Origin of the sequence: Streptomyces sp. NBC_00726 (assembly GCF_045161735.1) — a bacterium.
Classification (GTDB): domain Bacteria; phylum Actinomycetota; class Actinomycetes; order Streptomycetales; family Streptomycetaceae; genus Streptomyces.
On record NZ_CP108983.1, the window covers coordinates 2,257,980 to 2,276,311 of the forward strand.

15 protein-coding genes and 1 other RNA gene are annotated in these 18,332 nt (G+C 71.6%); 2 read left to right on the forward strand and 14 right to left on the reverse strand.

Annotation, left to right across the window (positions count from 1 at the left end):
* Positions 1-198: 198 nt before the first annotated feature.
* Complete coding sequence (locus OG338_RS09990) at positions 199-2,511, reverse strand: HelD family protein (protein ID WP_405936977.1); 2,313 nt, start codon at positions 2,509-2,511, stop codon at positions 199-201.
* A gap of 105 nt (positions 2,512-2,616) precedes the next feature.
* On the opposite strand from OG338_RS09990, the gene OG338_RS09995 reads away from it, so the two are divergent.
* A complete protein-coding gene (locus tag OG338_RS09995) occupies positions 2,617-3,159 on the forward strand; it encodes a GNAT family N-acetyltransferase (RefSeq protein ID WP_405936978.1) in 543 nt (180 codons plus the stop codon).
* Here OG338_RS09995 and OG338_RS10000 read toward each other — a convergent pair.
* The 11 genes from OG338_RS10000 to ftsE form a co-directional block, all read right to left on the reverse strand.
* Positions 3,156-3,725 carry a GNAT family N-acetyltransferase gene (locus tag OG338_RS10000; RefSeq protein WP_405936979.1) on the reverse strand — a complete coding sequence of 190 codons (570 nt, stop codon included), beginning with the start codon at positions 3,723-3,725 and terminating at the stop codon, positions 3,156-3,158. The two genes, OG338_RS09995 and OG338_RS10000, sit on opposite strands and share 4 nt — an antisense overlap.
* Before the next feature lie 21 nt (positions 3,726-3,746).
* On the reverse strand, positions 3,747-4,916 hold the full coding sequence (locus OG338_RS10005) for a uroporphyrinogen-III synthase (RefSeq protein WP_405936980.1): 1,170 nt from the start codon (positions 4,914-4,916) through the stop codon (positions 3,747-3,749).
* Between the two features lie 129 nt (positions 4,917-5,045).
* A complete protein-coding gene (locus tag OG338_RS10010) occupies positions 5,046-6,377 on the reverse strand; it encodes a nitrate/nitrite transporter (protein WP_405936981.1) in 1,332 nt (443 codons plus the stop codon).
* Positions 6,378-6,506: 129 nt separating this feature from the next.
* Positions 6,507-7,766: an acyltransferase gene (locus OG338_RS10015; protein ID WP_405936982.1), complete on the reverse strand. Its 1,260-nt coding sequence runs from the start codon at positions 7,764-7,766 to the stop codon at positions 6,507-6,509.
* Positions 7,763-9,889, reverse strand: coding sequence for a glycosyltransferase (locus tag OG338_RS10020; RefSeq protein WP_405940375.1), 2,127 nt, complete (start codon positions 9,887-9,889; stop codon positions 7,763-7,765). Before OG338_RS10020 ends, OG338_RS10015 begins: the two co-directional genes overlap by 4 nt.
* A 72-nt stretch (positions 9,890-9,961) precedes the next feature.
* A complete protein-coding gene (locus OG338_RS10025; RefSeq protein WP_405936983.1) occupies positions 9,962-10,477 on the reverse strand; it encodes a hypothetical protein in 516 nt (171 codons plus the stop codon).
* A gap of 531 nt (positions 10,478-11,008) precedes the next feature.
* Positions 11,009-11,396, reverse strand: a transfer-messenger RNA (tmRNA) gene (gene ssrA, locus OG338_RS10030).
* Between the two features lie 123 nt (positions 11,397-11,519).
* On the reverse strand, positions 11,520-12,008 hold the full coding sequence (gene smpB, locus OG338_RS10035) for an SsrA-binding protein SmpB (protein WP_018100795.1): 489 nt from the start codon (positions 12,006-12,008) through the stop codon (positions 11,520-11,522).
* An 18-nt stretch (positions 12,009-12,026) separates the two neighbouring features.
* Positions 12,027-13,214: a S41 family peptidase gene (locus tag OG338_RS10040; RefSeq protein WP_405936984.1), complete on the reverse strand. Its 1,188-nt coding sequence runs from the start codon at positions 13,212-13,214 to the stop codon at positions 12,027-12,029.
* Positions 13,215-13,447: 233 nt separating this feature from the next.
* Positions 13,448-14,365: a permease-like cell division protein FtsX gene (ftsX, locus tag OG338_RS10045; RefSeq protein WP_405936985.1), complete on the reverse strand. Its 918-nt coding sequence runs from the start codon at positions 14,363-14,365 to the stop codon at positions 13,448-13,450.
* Positions 14,366-14,388: 23 nt separating this feature from the next.
* Positions 14,389-15,078, reverse strand: coding sequence for a cell division ATP-binding protein FtsE (gene ftsE, locus OG338_RS10050; protein ID WP_018100798.1), 690 nt, complete (start codon positions 15,076-15,078; stop codon positions 14,389-14,391).
* A gap of 432 nt (positions 15,079-15,510) precedes the next feature.
* On the opposite strand from ftsE, the gene OG338_RS10055 reads away from it, so the two are divergent.
* Positions 15,511-15,708 (forward strand): hypothetical protein, encoded by a 198-nt coding sequence (locus tag OG338_RS10055; protein WP_405936986.1) that lies wholly within the window; start codon positions 15,511-15,513, stop codon positions 15,706-15,708.
* Between the two features lie 56 nt (positions 15,709-15,764).
* On the opposite strand, the gene prfB is transcribed toward OG338_RS10055, so the two are convergent.
* Positions 15,765-16,871 (reverse strand): peptide chain release factor 2, encoded by a 1,107-nt coding sequence (prfB, locus tag OG338_RS10060; RefSeq protein ID WP_405936987.1) that lies wholly within the window; start codon positions 16,869-16,871, stop codon positions 15,765-15,767.
* Positions 16,872-16,929: 58 nt separating this feature from the next.
* Entirely contained in the window at positions 16,930-18,171 is a 1,242-nt protein-coding gene (locus tag OG338_RS10065; protein ID WP_405936988.1) for a protein kinase domain-containing protein, read from the reverse strand.
* Positions 18,172-18,332 lie beyond the last annotated feature (161 nt).

Consider the following 18,332-nt stretch of genomic DNA (forward strand, 5'->3'; position numbering starts at 1 on the left):
GTGGCGCGGGCCTCTTCTTACGTTGACGACACCGGCCCGCCATGCTCGCCTCGCGGCAAGTGGTCGCTCGAAGCGACTAAGGTTGGGCCCGGGGGCTTGGATCGAGCCGGTGTCACCCCCAGGCTAACAAACCACCCGGAAAAGCGATTCCCGTAGCGCGTGTTGACCGGAACCGGCCCGCGCCCGCCCGCCCCTCCCTCAGTCCCTGAGCAGGTCCGGCACCCCGTCCTCGTCCGGCAGGTCCCGCTCCCCCGACACCACGGTCAGCTGCTGGGTCGCCCGGGTCAGCGCCACGTACAGCACGCGCAGCCCGGCCGGGGACTCGTCCGCGATCTCGGCGGGCGAGACGACCACCGTCGCGTCGTACTCCAGCCCCTTGGCCTCCAGGCTGCCGAGCGCGACCACCCGGTCGCCCAGCTCCGCCAGCCACGCGCGGGCCCGGTCGCGCCGGTTCATCGCCACGACGACGCCGACCGTGCCGTCCACCTCGGCGAGCAGCCGCCGGGCCTCCTCGCGCACGGTCCCGGCCAGGTCGTCGTCGCGTACGGTCTCGAAGCGCGGGACCACGCCGGTCGAGCGGACGGCGGCCGGGGACTCCATGCCGGGCATGGCGAGCGCCAGCACCTTCGCGGCCAGCTCGGCGATCTCGGCCGGGTTGCGGTAGTTGACGGTCAGCGTGAAGTTGCGGCGGGGGCGGCTGCCCAGCGCCTCGTCGCGGGCGGCGGCCGCCTCGTCCGGGTCGGACCAGGAGGACTGCGCCGGGTCCCCGACGATCGTCCAGGTGGCGTGCCGGCCGCGCCGGCCGACCATCCGCCACTGCATGGGCGTCAGATCCTGCGCCTCGTCCACGATGACGTGGGCGTACTCGGTGCGCTCGGCGGCGAGCCGTTCGGCGCGCTCCCACTGGGTCTCCTCGCGCCGGGGCATCAGCTCCTCCAGGCCGGTGAGCTGGTCCAGCGGGTCCGCCTCGCGCTTGCGCCTGGGGCGGCTCGGGGTGCCGAGCAGCGTGTGCAGCTCGTCCAGGAGCGCCACGTCGTGCACGGAGAGCGGCCCCTGTCCTGCGGCGTCCAGGCGCCCCAGGGAGCGCGCGAGCCGGCGCACCTCGCCCTGGTTGAGCGTGCGCCGCGCCCACCGGGCGAGCCGCTTCTCGTCGGTCATCGCGGCGAGCACCCCGCGCGGGGTCAGCTCGGGCCACCAGGCGTTCAGGAACTCGATGAACGGGGTCTCCGTGGACACGTCCTCGTCGAAGGAGGTACGCAGCTCCGCCGCCAGCTCCGGGTCGGTGTAGCGGCCCCGGCCGGAGGAGCGGTTCCACAGCGCGTCGAGCAGCAGCCGGCGGGCGCGCGGGCGCAGCAGGTTGACCGGGGCGGTCCCGCCGAGGACGTTGTTGCGGATGCGCCGCAGCTCGTCCTCCTGGAGCTCGACCCGGGCGCCGAAGGCGACCACGCGCAGCCGGGTCGGCGTGCCGGCGGGCTGTTCCAGCGCGCCGCGCGCCGCCTTGCGGAGCACCGGGAGCATCCGCGAGGAGCCCTTGATCCGGGCCACGGCGGGTTCGTCGTAAGCGGTGGCGCCCGCGGGCCCCGCCGCGTCGTCGGAGAGCGAGCCGACCGCGCGGATCGCGACCTGGCCCTCCTCGCCGAGCGAGGGCAGCACGCCCTCGGTGTAGGCGACCAGCAGGGGCGTCGGCGAGACGACGAGGATGCCGCCCGCGTACCGCCGCCGGTCCTGGTAGAGCAGGTACGCGGCGCGGTGCAGGGCGACCGCGGTCTTGCCGGTGCCGGGGCCGCCGGAGACCTCGGTGACGGAGGCGGCGGGCGCCCGGATGACCAGGTCCTGCTCGGCCTGGATGGACGAGACGATGTCCCGCATGGTGTGGCTGCGGGCCTGTCCGAGCGCGGCCATCAGGGCGCCGTCGCCGACGACCGGAAGCTTCTCGCCGTCCAGGTACGCGGTCAGCTCGGGGCGCATCAGGTCGTCCTCGACGCCGAGGACCCGGCGGCCCTTGGAGCGGATGACGCGGCGGCGGACCACCCGGCCGGGCTCCTTGGGCGTGGAGCGGTAGAACGGGGCGGCGGCCGGGGCCCGCCAGTCGATGACGAGCGGTGCGTAGTCGGAGTCCAGGACCCCGATGCGGCCGATGTGCAGTGTCTCGGCGATATCCGCGGTGCCGTCCTCGCGCACGACGTCGTCGGCGGGCTCGACGGAGGTGTAGGCGCCGTCCGGGCCGCGTTCGCCGTCCTTGCCGAGCAAGAGGTCGATCCTCCCGAAGAGGAAGTCCTCGAACTCGCTGTTCAGCCGGTTGAGGTGGATTCCGGCGCGGAACACCTGGGCGTCGCGCTCGGCGAGCGCCCCGGGGGTCCCGACCTGGCCGCGTTTGACGGCGTCGTCCATGAGAAATTCCGCCTCGTGGATCTTCTCCTCAAGGCGGTGGTACACCCGGTCGAGATGTTCCTGCTCGACACCGATCTCCCGGTCCCGCAACGAATCGACAGCGGCATCCTGTGCGGCCACCGGGGCCCCCTTCTGACGTGCATTGGGCAGCCGTCAACCCTATGCGACGGGGGGCCGTCGCGCACCTGCCGGGGGGCCGTTCGCACCCACTCGTACGATGAGCCGATGAACGCCCATGCGCGCAACACCTGTCCGACGGCGGATTCCCTGGTGCTGCGGCCCTGGCGGCCGGACGATCTGGGCGCCCTCGTCGACGCCCTGGGCGACCCGGCGATCCAGGCCGGATCGCGGGCGCCGGTGGCGGCGGACGAGGAGTCGGCCGGACGCTGGCTGCGGGTCCAGGAGGAGGGCCGGGCGGCCGGTCTGCGGCACGGCTTCGCGGTGGTGGACCCGGAGCTCGGGGACGTGCCGGCCGGCCATGTGGTCCTGTCCTTCGCCGCGCCGGGCGCGCCCTCGGCCGAGGTGGGGTACTGGACGGTCGCGCGCGCCCGGGGCCGGGGCATCGCCCCGCGCGCCCTCGAAGCGCTGTCCGGCTGGGCGTCCGGGACGTTCGCCGGCTCCGGGCTCGTACGCCTGGAACTGCTGCATCAGGTGGACAACCCGGCCTCGTGCCGGGTCGCGGAGAAGGCCGGCTACGCGCTGACGGAGGTGCTGCCCCCGTCCCCGCTGTGGCCGCGTGAGGGCCACCTCCACACGCGCGCCCTTTAGACCGCCCCGGTCACCGGGCCGTCGTGCAGGAGGCGGTGGAAGAGGCGGTGGTCGCGCCACTCGCCGTCGATGTGCATGTAGCCCCGGGCGATCCCGAACTCCTCGAACCCGCACTTGGCGAGGACCCGCTGGGACGCGGTGTTGTCCAGCACGGTGCCCGCCTCGACCCGGTGCAGTCGCAGCTCGTCCCGCGCCAGCTCGCAGATCCTGCGCACGGCGGCCGTGGCCAGCCCGCGGCCCGCGAGGTCCACGTCCACCCAGTAGCCGAGGACGGCGCTGCGGAAGGCGCCGAGCACGAGGGCGTTGAGGTTGAACCCGCCGGCCACCCGGTCCTCCGCGTCGCTCAGCACCCAGGGCATCACGCGCCCCGCCGCCCGCTCCGCGAGCAGCCCGGCCAGCCGCTCGCGCTGGCCCTCCTCGGTGTAGAAGGACTCGGGGCGCAAGGGCTCCCAGGGCCGCATGTACGCGCGGCTGCGGGTCAGCGCCTCGGCGCAGGACGCGGCGTCGGACAGCCTGGCGGGGCGCAGCCGTATCCCCGCGTGGAGCGGATGGGCGTCGTCGATCATGCCCGCACGCTATAGGGCGTGTCAGGCCCCCGCGTACTTGGCGTCCGCCGCCGGGTCGAGCGCCAGCCGGTAGCCGCGCTTGACGACGGTCTGGATCAGCCGGGGCACCCCGAGCGCGGTGCGCAGCCGGGCCATGGCGGTCTCGACCGCGTGCTCGTCGGTGCCGCTGCCGGGCAGGGCGCGCAGCAGGTCGGCGCGCGAGACCACCCAGCCGGGGCGCCGGGACAGGGCGTGCAGCAGGGCCATCCCGGCGGGCGGGACCGCGCGCAGCTCGTCGTCCACCAGGACGGCGTGGCCCCGGATCTCGACGCGGTGTCCGGCGATGGGCAGCGTACGGGCGCGGGCGGGCAGTTCGCGGCAGATCAGCTGGACGAGCGGGCCGAGCCGGAAGCGCTCCGGCTGGACGGTGTCGATTCCGCGCGCCTGCAACGGCACGGCGGTGACCGGTCCGACGCAGGCCGGCACGATGTCGCCGCGCAGCGCCGTGACGACCTCGGTGAGCAGTCCGCGTTCCTCGGCGCGGCCGAGCAGCGAGGCCGCCGCCGGGGCGCTGGTGAAGGTCAGCGCGTCCAGGGCGCGGGCGGCGGTGAGGTCGAGGAGCCGGTCCAGGGGCGCGATGTCCTCCGGCGGCATCCAGCGGTAGACGGGGACTCCGACCACCTCGGCGCCGGCCGCGCTCAGCGCCTCCACGAAGCCGGGGAGGGGTTCGCCGTGCAGCTGGAGCGCGACGCGGCGGCCTCGTACGCCCTCGTCCAGGAGCCGTTCCAGGACCTCGGCCATGGATTCGGAGGCCGGGGACCACGCCTCGGTCAGCCCGGCGGCGCGGACCGCGCCCTTCACCTTGGGGCCGCGCGCCAGGAGTTCGACCCCGCGCAGGGTCTCCAGGAGCCGGTCGCCGATGCCCCAGCCGTCGGCCGCCTCGATCCAGCCGCGGAAGCCGATCGCGGTGGTGGCGACGACCACGTCGGGCTTCCCGGCGACCAGCTGCTCGGTCGCGGCGAGCAGTTCGCCGTCGTCGGCGAGCGGCACGATCCGCAGGGCCGGCGCGTGTACCACGGTGGCGCCCCGGCGCCGCAGCAGCGTGCCCAGCTCCTCCGCCCGGCGTGCTGCGGTGACTCCGACCGTGAAGCCCGCGAGGGGCCCGTGCGGTGCGTCGTCCGGCTGTCGGTCGTCGTGTTGTCCGTCGTGCATGAGGTCTACCCGGCTCTCGTCCCGCTGCTGCTCGATGGTGCGGAGGACCGAGCCTGCCAACGCCGCGTGACAGACCCGGTTCAGCTGTATTTCCCGCTCGTTACGTCGCCCGGCACCGCCCGTCCATCATCACACCCGGGCAGGGCCGAGCCGGGGCTTCGCCGTTACGGCCGCGGCGCGGCGAAGGTATACCGACCAGGTGAGCGCCGAGCACACCGCGTAGAAGGCGAGGAAGGACCAGAAGGCCGCCGTGCCCGCGCCGGAGGTCTGGAAGGACTGCCGGAAGGCCAGGTTGATGGCGAGCCCGCCGAGCGCGCCGACCGCGCCGATCAGCCCCATCGCGGCGCCGGAGATCCGCCGCCCCCGGGCCGCCGCCTCCTCGCCGCGCAGCCCCTGGGCGACGGCCCGGGCGTGGAAGATGCCGGGGATCATCTTGTACGTCGACCCGTTGCCGAGCCCGGACAGCGCGAACAGGGCGGTGAAGCCGACGAGGAACACGGTCAGCGAGGCGATCCGGGAGGCGTATACGACGACGCCGGTCGCGGCGGCCATGGCGGCGAAGTTGACGAGGGTGATCCGGGCGCCGCCGTACCGGTCGGCGAGCAGGCCGCCGGCCGGGCGGATCAGTGAGCCGAGCAGCGGTCCGATGAAGGTGAGCGAGGCCGCCTGGAGCGGGGTCCGGCCGAACTGGGTCTGGAGGACGAGCCCGAAGGCGAAGCTGTAGCCGATGAAGGAGCCGAAGGTGCCGACGTAGAGGACGGCCATGATCCAGGTGTGCCGGTCGCGCACCGCCTCCAGCGCGGCCCCGGTGTCGTTGCGCACCGGCGCCAGGTTATCCATGTAGCGCGCGGCGCAGCCGGCGGCGAGCAGGATCAGCGGGATGTACGCGGCGAGCACGATCCTGGGGTGGGTGGCCCCGGCCGTCCCGATGACCAGGAGCCCGGCCAGCTGCACGACGGGCACGCCGATGTTGCCGCCGCCCGCGTTGAGCCCGAGCGCCCAGCCCTTCCTGCGCAGCGGGAAGAAGGCGTTGATGTTCGTCATGGACGAGGCGAAGTTGCCGCCGCCGATGCCGGTCAGCGCGGACACCGTGAGGAAGGTGCCGTAGGGGGTGCCCGGCTCCATCACGACGAGGGCGGCGATCGTCGGCACGAGCAGGGTGAGCGCGCTGAACACCGTCCAGTTCCGGCCACCGAACCGGGCGACCGCGAAGGTGTACGGCACCCGGACGACGGCCCCGACCAGGGTCGCGGTGGAGATCAGGAAGAACTTCCCGGCCGGGTCGATCCCGTACTCGGGTCCCATGAAGAGCACCATCACCGGCCACAGGGTCCAGACGGAGAAGCCGATGTGCTCGGAGAGGACGGAGAACCAGAGGTTGCGGCGGGCGACGCGCTCGCCGGTGTCCCGCCAGAAGGTCTCGTCCTCCGGGTCCCAGTGCTGGATCCAACGGCCTGCCATCACGCGCCTCCACGGGTGGTCGGGGTGTCGTCCCGAACCTAGGAAGCGCGCGTTTCGGTGCCGTGCCGCGAGGTGACCTGTGGGCAACCTTGCTCTCACCGGGCCGGTGCCGGCCCGGTGAGAGCGCGGTTACGTACGGGCGCGGGCGGCGCCGTTGGGCCAGAGCCTCGGGCGGCGCTTGGCCGCCAGGTCCTCGACCCAGCCGACGGCGAGGATCGCCAACCCGATCAGCGGCCAGACGATGATCAGCGCCAGCGCGTTGTCCGCGCGGTCGATGTACGTGCCGAGGTGGTCGCCGACCCAGGGCACGTCCCAGAGCAGGTCGATGATCGGGAAGGTGGCCATCAGCAGCATGTTGTGCCACAGATAGATGGTCACCGCCCGGTTGTTGGCGAGGGTGACCAGGCTGTCCCAGCCGGCCAGCCGGCCCGGCAGCTCCCGCCAGGAGGGGGCGTACTGGAGCAGGATCATGCAGAATCCGAGCGACCAGGTGGCCTGGGCGAGCGGGATCTCGTCCAGATTCCAGCCCTCCTCGGTGAGGTGGTGGGCGCCCCACCACAGCGCGAAGGCCATCAGCATCGCGGCCAGCGACACGGCGAGGTAGCGCGGGACGGTCTTCAGCAGCCCGTCGTTGTGGGCAAAGCCGAGAATCCAGCAGGAGCCGAACACCGCGAAGTCGACCAGGCCCTCACCGGCCGTGCCCGGCACGGTGACCAGGCCGGTGCCGATGACGGCGGTGAGCCCGATCGGGGCGAGCAGGGTCACCCAGGGCAGCTTCCGGAACGCCTTGAGCAGCAGCGGGGAGGCCAGTACGAACCACAGGTAGGCGCGGATGTACCAGAGCGGCCCGATGCCCTGCTCGGCCCAGGAGGTTTCCAGCCAGCCGCCCTCGGAGCCGTTCTCCCAGGGGAAGGGCGGGGTGCCGATCGGCAGGAGGTAGCAGCCCAGCTTGAGGAACCACCAGACGCCCTCCTCGCGGACCGGCTTCCAGCCGAGCAGGAAGACCATGGGCACGACGACGGCGCAGAACGCCCACATCGGCGGCAGCAGCCTGCGGAGGCGGCTCCGGATCACGCTCCACGCGGGCCGGGCCAGCGAGCGGGCCATCAGCGATCCGGCCAGGGCGAACATGACGCCCATGGACGGGAAGACGACGGTCAGCCAGGCCCAGCCGAAGAGGTGGAAGACGACGACCCGGACGAGCGCGATCGCGCGCAGCAGGTCGAGATAGCGGTCCCGGCCGGCCCTGGCCGGGGTGGCGGTGCCGGCCGGCTCCGGCGGGGGCACGGGGGCGGGCGCCGGGGCGGGCAGCACCACCCGCAGCGCCATGGTCTGTTCGTTGCCCTGCGACGGGTGCGGGGACGCCGGGGGCCCGCTCGGACGGGTCATGCGACGGGCCTCCGGTCCTCGGTGCGCCCGCGCTGGGCGGGCATCGCGCCGGGCGCCTCCACGACCCCGGTGCGGCGCAGCTTCTGCCAGCGCAGCCGGCCGCCGGTGAGAGCGGTGATCCAGGACTGGAGCAGCACCACGTACATGAGCTGCCGGTACAGGACCTGCTGGAGGGGCAGCGAGAGCAGATGGGTCATGCGTTCCCGGTCGAGCCGGAAGGCGTACGCGGCACACACCAGCTGCACCGCGAGGACGCCGAGCCACGCGCCGACGGTCTTCTCGGTGGGCCCGAACACCAGCCCGTACAGCAGGAAGACGTCGATGAGCGGGGCGAGCAGCGGGGCGACGACCATGAACAGCGAGACGAACGGCAGTCCGACACGGCCGAACCGGCCGGACGGCCCGCGCTCGATGACCGCCCTGCGGTGCTTCCAGATCGCCTGCATGGTGCCGTACGACCAGCGGTAGCGCTGCGACCAGAGCTGCTGCACGGTCTCCGGTGCCTCGGTCCAGGCGCGGGCGTTCTCCGCGTAGACGACGCGCCAGCCGTCCCGGTGCAGGGCCATCGTGACGTCGGTGTCCTCGGCGAGGGTGTCCTCGCTGATGCCGCCGACCCGCTCCAGCGCCTCGCGCCGGAAGGCGCCGACCGCGCCGGGGATGGTGGGCATGCAGCGCAGCACGTCGTACATGCGGCGGTCGAGGTTGAAGCCCATCACGTACTCGATGTGCTGCCAGGCGCCGATCAGCGAGTCGCGGTTGCCGACCTTGGCGTTGCCGGCGACGGCCCCGACGCGCGGGTCGCCGAAGGGCTGCACCAGCTCGCGGACGGTGGACGGCTCGAAGACCGTGTCGCCGTCCATCATCACGATGATGTCGTTGCGGGCGTGCGCGATGCCGTTGTTCAGGGCGGCGGGCTTGCCCGCGTTGCGCTGGCGCACCACCCGGACGTTGGGCAGCCGCATCCGCTGGACGATGTCCGCGGTGCCGTCCGTGGAGCCGTCGTCGATCACGATGACTTCGACCGGATAGTCACTTGCCAGGAGTGAGCGCACCGTGTTCGCGATGCACTTCTTCTCGTTGTACGCGGGCACCAGGACGGTCACCGTGCGGGTGACGGGTTCGCCCCAGCTGAAGTCGCGTCCGCGGACCCGGCGGGCGTGGATGAAGGACAGCACGAGCATCAGCCCGAAGCGGGCGAAGACCAGCACACCGATCACCGCGAGCCCGGCCACCATCACATCGGTGACGTGCTCCGACACGCCTACGGCCCAGACGAACGCCTTGCCCTTCCACAGGTCGAAACCGGTGACCGGGGAGTGCGCGCTGGGTGCGCCGAGCGCGTCGGTGAGGTTGTCGAACGTGTACCCCTGCTTCTGCATCTTCGGCAGGAACTTCCCCAGGGCGGTGACGGTCTGGGACCGGTCCCCGCCGGAGTCGTGCATGAGGATGATCGCGCCCTTGCCGTGCTTGGGCGTGGCCCGCTTGATGATCGCCCGGACGCCCGGCCGCTTCCAGTCCTCGCTGTCCGTGTTGTTGACGACGGTGAGGTAGCCGAGGCTGCCGATGTACTGGGTGACCGGCCAGGACTTGTTGTCCATGGCGTCGGCGAACGAGGAGTAGGGCGGCCGGAAGAGCGAGCTGCGGATGCCCGCCGCACCGGCCAGCACCAGCTGGTTCTGGGACAGCTCCCGGTCGATGCGACTGGTCGACAGGTAGGACAGGTCGGGGTGGTTGAAGGTGTGCAGCCCGACCTCGTGCCCCTCCTTGACCATGCGCTCGACCAGCTCCGGGTAGCGCGAGGCCATGGTGCCGGTGACGAAGAAGACGCCGTGCGCGTGGTACTTCTTCAGCTCGTCCAGCACCTTCGGCGTCCACTCCGGGTCCGGGCCGTCGTCGAAGGTCAGCACGATCTTGTGGTCCGGGATGCGCAGGGTCTTCGCGGGCTCGGTGGTGGAACGGGCGTCGATGACCGGCCCGCCGTCCAGCACCTGCTCGGGCACCCGGTCGGTCGCGACGGGGGGCCGGACGCGGAAGTCGGCGAGGATTTCGCTGTGCACGTAGCCACGCAGCATCAGCATGGCGAGCAGGGCAACGAGGAACAGAAGGGGCAGCATGTAGCGCATCGGAAGTCTGCGCCGGCGGGTCTGCTTCTTCCGGTGGTTGTTGCTCCTGCCCTGGGCGGCAGGGGTGGTCATCTAGTGGGCGCCTTCTTGTTCTTGCGGGGGCGGGCCTGCGGACTCGGTGGTGGGAGGCGTGGTTTCGGGGGCCGGCGGGTCCGGATCGGCGTCCGGGCTGCCGGTGTCGGTCGGCTGCCCCGAGGCCGGCGTCGTCTCATCGGCCGGTGTGCCGCCGCCGTCACCTCCCGTGGTACTCGTGGCCGGCTTGGACCCCGTGCCGGATCCGGAGGCCGGGGACCGGGTCGCGGAGGCGGTAGGACGGCCGCCATCGGTGCCGCCCGGCAGCGCCGCGCCGCTCTCCTGCGGCGGCGTGGCGGACAGCGAGGCGCCGGGGCTCGCGTCGGCGGAGGCACTGGGTTCGCCGGGGCTCGCGCTCGGCGAAGGCGATGTCCGCACCTCCTCCGTCTTCTGGTGCTCCTCCTGACCGGAGACCGGCAGGAAAGGGGCCGCGGAGCTCCCGCCGAGCACGGCGACGACCAACGTCAGCGCGTAGCAGATGAAGACCGCACCGAGCACCCAGCCGAGCCGCCGCATCGTCTTACCTCGCCGACCGCTCTCGTCGACGAAGACCGGCCCGTCGGCGCCCTCGGGAGGAACAGGCTCCGGAACGAGCTCGGAGAGCTGCCGCCCCAGGCCATCCAGCTGAACGGTGACCTCATGCGGCTCATGCGTGTGCCCCGCATGGGCACCTTCACGCCAAGATTCCACTGTTGTGCACTTCCCCCATCAAGATCGGGTGCGCACAGACTCGCTGGTCACGGGGGTACGCACCGGAACCCACCCAGTCCACGAGCCCATACCACAGGCACCCGGCATATGAATGTAGCGCACGCCGAGGACACTCCGAACCCGCTCGGTGGTGTTCTTCATCATGAGAGATACATCTGTTTTCCAGCCGTCTTGTGCCCGCTGCCCCCTTACCCGGTCGGCAGGAGCGCGAGAGGGGTGCGCACTCCGGGGCACAACATGCTTCTACGCCCTCGTAGGGATGCGGAGGGTAGCCGCGGCACGGCGCACGAAGGCCCCCACCGCTGCTGCGGCGAGGGCCTTCGTGTCACATGGGAATTGTGGAGATGGCGGGAATCGAACCCGCGTCCAACGGTGCGGAACCAGGGCTTCTCCGAGTGCAGTCCGCTACGCTTTTCTCGGCCTCGGAGGTCACGCGGACAAGCCTCCGACAGGCCCAGTCACTGTTTGATTTCCTTCTGTGCCCCGTGACCGGACTCAGAAGTTTAGATCCCTTGATGATGCCAGGATCCGGGTCGGGATCACCCCCGGGCTGACACTCCGCAGAGTCTTCGCTTAGCTGCTAATTAGGCAGCGAGGGCGAAGGCGGAGGAATCGCGCTTGGAATTGGCGATTATTGGTTGCGACATATGGTTTACGAGATCATTGCCGCTTCCTCGACTCGCTTCCCCTGCTTCGACATCCGCTGTCGAAACCGATCATCCCCATGTTGTTTTTTCAAGGTGGTGCCACACCCTCCGTGGGGTGCGTTGCCATCGTACGTGACCAACGCACGACGATGCCAGCGTATTCCCGCCGGAGGGGCCGGCGGCGGGGTGCCGGGCCCGGATCAGGCGCTTCGCTGCCGGCGGCGGGCCGCCGCGATGGCGCGGTTCGTCTCCCTGGTGTCCTGCTTCTCGCGCAGCGTCTGCCGCTTGTCGTACTCCTTCTTGCCCTTCGCGAGCGCGATCTCGGCCTTGACCCGGCCGTTCAGGAAGTACAGCGAGAGCGGCACGATGGTGTGGCCGGTCTCCTGCGACTTCGACTCCAGCTTGTCGATCTCGGCCCGGTGCATCAGCAGCTTGCGCTTGCGCTTGGCGGAGTGGTTGGTCCAGGTGCCCTGGACGTACTCAGGGACGTGGATGTTGTGCAGCCACGCCTCGCCGCCGTCGATCTGGACAAATCCGTCCACCAGGGACGCCCGGCCCATACGGAGCGATTTGACCTCGGTCCCCATGAGCACGAGCCCGCACTCGTAGGTGTCGAGGATGGTGTAGTCGTGGCGCGCCTTCTTGTTCTGCGCGATGAGCTTGCGCCCGGTGTCCTTTTCCTTAGCCATAGTGCGGCCATTTTCGCACTACGAACCGCCCCCGAGGCCACTCAATACCGTCTCGGCCCGTTCCTGGGCCCGCGCGCTCACCGCGAGGTCCGGTGTGATGCCCTTGCCGTCGACCCCGTGGCCCGCCGGTGTCCGGTAGTGGCCCACGGTCAGCTCGGCCACCGAGCCGCCCGCGAGCTCGCTCGGCATCTGCACCGAGCCCTTGCCGAAGGTCCGCGAGCCGACCGTGACCGCCCGGCCCCGGTCCTGGAGCGCCCCCGTCACCAGCTCGGCCGCGCTCATCGTCCCCCCGTCGACCAGCACGACGACGGGGCGCTCGGTGTCGCCGCCCGGCTTCGCGTACAGGGCGTGCTGCTCGCCGTGCACGTCGTACGTGGCGACCAGGCCGCCGTCCAGGAAGGCGGAGGCCGCGGTGACCGCCTCGGTGACCAGCCCGCCCGGATTGCCCCGCAGGTCCAGCAGCACCCCGGCGCCGGCGGGCGCGTCCCGGACCGCGTCGCGCACGGCCGCCCCGGAGCCCTTGGTGAACGAGGCGACCGCGATGCGCACCGCGCCGGACGGGCCCGAGCGCTGCGCCCCGACCCGCCGCACGGTCACCGACTCGACCGTGAGCCGGGCCCGGCGCAGCGTCTCGGTCCGGGTCGCGGTCCCCCGGCGGACACCGAGGCTGACGGTGCTGCCGGCCTTCGCGCCGGTGCGGTCGCCGCGCAGCAGGGCCACCACGTCGGAGACGGGCAGCCGGTCGACGCGGCGGCCGTCGACGGTGCGGAGCAGGTCGCCGGAGCGGATGCCCGCGCGGTCGGCGGGGCTGCCGGGCTGGACGCGGGCGACGGCGACCTGGCCGTCGGCGGAGCGCCGGGCGGCGAGGCCGACCCCGGTGTACGTGCCGCCGAGGGCGTCCTCGAACTCCTCGTACTCGCGCTCGTCGTAGACCGCGCCCCAGCGGTCGCCGCTGCGGCTGACGACCTCCTCGGCCGCCTCCGTACCGGACTTGCCGTCGGCGACCGCGTCGGCGGCGGCCGCGGCCACCTCGTCGCGGTCGGCGGTGGCGGCGACGGAGCGGGGGTGCACCGGGGGTTCCTGCGCCTCGCCGCGGGGCAGGGCGCCGGTCGCGGCCCCGGTGGCGAGGACACCGGCGAAGACCAGCGTCAGGGCCGCCCCGCGGCGCAGACCGCGGGGCCCGACGCGACATCCGGAGTCCGACATGGCGCCGAGTCTAGGGGGTGTCTCCTCGGTCAGGGCCGGATCAGGCCGCGGCGTCTGGTGCGGTGCATCGCAAGGCGGAGGATTGAGGCAACGCGGAGCGTTGGTGATTGACGACAACGCCGCGAGGTGCCGTGCCAGACGCCGCGGACCCGGCCATGGCCGACGAGACACCCCCTGGGGACAACGCCCCGGAGGCGCATGGGACGTTGGGCGTGCACCTCACGGGGCGCACATCACACCTTCAGGTACTTGCGCAGCGCGAAGAGAGCGGCCACGGCGGGCATCAGCAGGCCGATCGCCAGCACCAGCGGCAGCTTGGTGAGGACCGCGTCCCAGCCGATGAAGTCGATCAGGTTGAGCTTGTCCTTGAGCGCCAGACCGCCGTCGATCAGGAAGTAGCGGCCGCCCAGCAGCATGACGCAGGCCAGCACGCCGCCGATCAGTCCGGCGAAGGCGGCCTCCATGATGAACGGGGCCTGGATGTAGAAGCCGGAGGCGCCGACGAGCCGCATGATGCCGGTCTCCCGGCGCCGGGAGAACGCGGAGACGCGCACGGTGTTGACGATCAGCATCAGGGCGATGACGAGCATCAGCGCCATCACGAACAGCGCGGCGACGTTCATGCCGTTCATCAGTCCGAAGAGGTTGTCCAGGATGGCTCTCTGGTCCTGGACCGACTGCACCCCGGCCCGCCCGGCGAAGGCGGTCGCGACGACCTTGTACTTGGTGGGGTCGTGGAGCTTGACCCGGAAGGACTCCGGCATCTGGTCCGGCGTGATGTTGCCGGCCATCGGGGAGTCGCCGAACTCGTCCTGGTAGTGCTTGTACGCCTCGTCGCTGGACTCGTAGATCACGTTCTCCACGACGTCCATCTTGTTGAGATCGCTCTCGATCTCGTCCTTCTGCTGCTTGGTGACCGCGCCCTTGGCGCACTGCACCATCGAATCCGCGTCGCCCTTGCCGCAGAGGTAGATGGTGACGTTGACCTTGTCGTACCAGTAGTCCTTCATCGTGCTGACCTGCTCGCGCATGAGCAGCGCGCCGCCGAACAGGGCGAGCGAGAGGGCGACGGAGACGACGACGGCGAAGGTCATCGTGAGGTTGCGACGGAGGCCGACGCCGATCTCCGACAGGACGAACTGGGCGCGCATGGCGTCCTTTCAGTGCTGGGTGCTCAGTGCTGGTAGCCGTAGACGCCGCGCGCCTGGTCGCGTACGAGACGGCCCTTGTCCAGCTCGATGACGCGTTTGCGCATCTGGTCGACGATGTTCTGGTCGTGGGTCGCCATGATCACGGTGGTGCCGGTCCGGTTGATCCGGTCCAGCAGCTTCATGATGCCGACGGAGGTCTGCGGGTCGAGGTTGCCGGTCGGCTCGTCGGCGATCAGCATCATGGGCCGGTTGACGAAGGCCCGGGCGATCGCCACGCGCTGCTGCTCACCGCCCGACAGCTCGCCGGGCATCCGGTCCTCCTTGCCGCCGAGTCCGACGAGGTCGAGGACCTGCGGCACCGCCTTGCGGATCTCGCCGCGCGGTTTGCCGATGACTTCCTGGGCGAACGCCACGTTCTGCGCGACGGTCTTGTTGGGCAGCAGACGGAAGTCCTGGAAGACGGTGCCCAGCTGGCGGCGCATGTGCGGCACCTTCCAGTTGGACATACGCGCGAGGTCCTTGCCCAGGACGTGGACGGCGCCCGTGCTGGCGCGCTCCTCGCGCAGGATGAGCCGCATGAAGGTCGACTTTCCGGAGCCGGACGAGCCGACCAGGAAGACGAACTCGCCCTTCTCGATGTCGAGCGACACATCCCGGAGAGCGGGACGGCTCTGCTTCGGGTAGGTCTTGGAGACGTTGTCGAATCGGATCACGAATGCACCACGGTCGGCCGGGAGTAGGTGAGCGTGACCATACGCGAACCGGGCTGACGCGTGCAGGCACGCGTACCGGGATGGGTGATTTACGGTGAAACGACCGCGATTCCGGGGCGGCTCGGCGGGGAAGGGGCCCGGGTGTGACCGGCGGGGCGGCCGAATGCGCCACGAGCTGGCACAGTGGTAGGGGGTGCCTGGCAAACCCCCGTGGAAGAAGGAGCGTCGTCTGGTGCGTGCGATCGCAAGGCGCCGGGAAGTCCTCGTAGCGGAGCTACTAGGGCTTTTCGGCAACGCCGCGAGCGTGCGTGCCAGACGCCGCGACGCCGCGGGGGTTTGCCAGGCGCCCCCTCAAGGGAACGGTCGCGTTTCCGTGAGCGTTGTGCGGAGAGATGGCTTGTGCGGCTCCGCCGCGCGGGAGGAGGAAAGCGCATGACCTACGACCGACTGGTGTGCGCGAACTGCGCGGCGCCCGTCACCGAGGGTCGATGCCCCGTGTGCCGGGCGAGCCGCGAGCGGATGCGGGAGCAGGGGCAGGGGCTCTTCGCCGGGATCAGCCCGGCGGCGCTGGCCGCGCTGTTCGTGGTGCTCCTGGCCGCCCTGGCCCTGCTGGCCCACCAGACCGTGTAACGCCGGTAGCGCCCTGCCCGCGGGGGCAGGGCGCTACGAGCAGGTGGCGCCGGTGACTACTTCTCGCTCTGCTTGCGCCAGCGGATGCCGGCCTCGATGAAGCCGTCGATCTCGCCGTTGAAGACCGCGTCCGGGTTGCCCATCTCGAACTCCGTACGCAGGTCCTTGACCATCTGGTACGGGTGCAGGACGTAGGAGCGCATCTGGTTGCCCCAGGAGTTGCCGCCGTCGCCCTTGAGGGCGTTCATCTTGGCCTGCTCCTCCTGGCGGCGGCGCTCAAGGAGCTTCGCCTGGAGGACGTTCATCGCGGACGCCTTGTTCTGGATCTGCGAGCGCTCGTTCTGGCAGGAGACGACGATGCCGGTCGGCAGGTGGGTCAGCCGCACCGCGGAGTCCGTGGTGTTGACGCCCTGGCCGCCGGGGCCGGAGGAGCGGTACACGTCGACGCGCAGGTCGGACTCGTCGATCTCGACGTGGTCCGTCTGCTCGACCACGGGCAGCACCTCGACGCCCGCGAAGGAGGTCTGGCGGCGGCCCTGGTTGTCGAACGGCGAGACGCGCACCAGGCGGTGGGTGCCCTGCTCGACGGAGAGCGTGCCGTAGGCGTACGGCACCTCGACGGCGAAGGTGGTCGACTTGATGCCGGCCTCTTCCGCGTAAGCCGTCTCGTAGACCTCGGTCTTGTAGTTGTGCCGCTCGGCCCAGCGCAGGTACATCCGCTGGAGCCGCTCGGCGAAGTCCGCCGCGTCGACGCCGCCGGCCTCGGCGCGGATGGTGACCAGCGCCTCCCGGGCGTCGTACTCGCCGGAGAGAAGGGTGCGGACCTCCATCTCGTCCAGCGCCTTGCGGACGGACTCCAGCTCGGTCTCCGCCTCGGCGAGCGCGTCGGCGTCGTCCTCGGCCTCGGCGAGCTCGAAGAGGACTTCGAGGTCGTCGATGCGGCCGCGCAGGCCCTCGGCCTTGCGGACCTCGGCCTGGAGGTGGGAAAGCTTGCTGGTGATCTTCTGCGCCGCCTCGGGATCGTCCCACAGGGACGGGGCGGCCGCCTGCTCCTCAAGCACGGCGATGTCCCCCCTCAGCGCATCCAGGTCCAGGACGGCCTCGATCGACCCCATGGTCGAGGAGAGGGACTTCAGCTCTTCGGAAATATCGACGACTGCCACGGGTCCAGCGTAACGGCTGTCGGCGCGTACGTTCCTCGGGCTGCCGGATCACCGGCCCTCAGGGCTGTGCGGGGGCCGAGTTCCGGGTGTCCTGGGGGCCCGGGTCCGCGTCGTCGCCGCCCAGGGCGAACCAGCCGGCCGCGCCGACGCCGGCGACCAGCACGAGGGCCGCGGCGCTCAGGGTCAGGCGGCGCTTGCGGACGGCGGCCGACTTGTTGCGGGCCGAGCCGGGGCGGGGCCGGCCGGGGGCGCGCGGGGCGCGGGCGGTGCCCCGGGGGCCGCCGGACAGCTCGTCGGGGGCCGGGACGCGCATGCTCGTGTGGGTGTCGCGGTTGGAGTCCGGGGTGGCGCCGGGCACCAGCGGGACCGCGCCGCGTCTGCGGGGCTCCTCACCGGCCGGGGTGTACTGCTGTTCGTCGTAGCCCTGCGGGACCTCCGGCTCCTCGTCCGGCTCGTCCACGTCCAGCGGCGGGATGCCGGCCAGGTGCGGCAGCTGCTCGCGCAGCCGGGCGGCCAGCTCCGAGGCGCGCAGCCGGGAGGCGGGGGCCTTGGCCAGGCACTGGACGAGCAGCTGCCACAGCTCGTCGGGGATGCCGGGGAGCGGGACCACGGTCTCGGTGACATGGCGGCGCAGGACCGCGCCGGGGTGGCCGCCGCCGAAGGGCGTGAAGCCTGCGAGGAGCTCGTACAGCACCGTGGCCAGGGCGTAGATGTCGACGGCGGCGCGCGGCGGCAGGCCCTCCACGATCTCGGGGGCCAGGTAGTCCGGGGTGCCGATGATCTTGGTGGACCGGGTCCGGCGCGGGGTGTCGATGAGCTTGGCGACGCCGAAGTCGGTGAGCAGCGCGGGGTGGGCGTTGCCGGGGCCGAGCGGCCCCTCCATGTCGAGCAGGATGTTCTCGGGCTTGACGTCGCGGTGGACGATCCCGGCGGCGTGCGCGGCGGCGAGGCCGTCGGCGACGTCCGCGACGACGGCGACGGCGGCCTCGGGGGCCAGCCGGCGTTCGCGGTCGAGCCGGGTGCGCAGATCGGTGCCCCGGACCAGGTCCATGACGAGGGCGAGGTCGTTGCCGTCGACCACGAGGTCGCGGACCGCGACGACGTGCGGATGGTCCAGGCCGAGCAGCGCGGTGCGCTCCTGGACGAACCGGCCGACGAGCTCCTGGTCGGACGCCAGGTCCTCGCGGAGCAGTTTGATGGCCACGGGGCCCTCGGGGCCGTCCCCGAGCCACACCGTGCCGGCGCTGCCGCGCCCCAGTATCTGGTGGGCGGTGTACCGGCTGCCGATTTTCCGTGCCAAGACTGCTCCCTCAGCGGCTGGCGATGGACCCCAACAACCCCCGGTCGACAAAGTTACGCGGCGATCGGGGGCCCGCGTGCCGTGGTTGGCGCCAACCTTCGCTTCTGCGGGCGAATTGCCTCGTAATTGGTCCGCGGAAGTCGATATAGCTACAGAGTTGT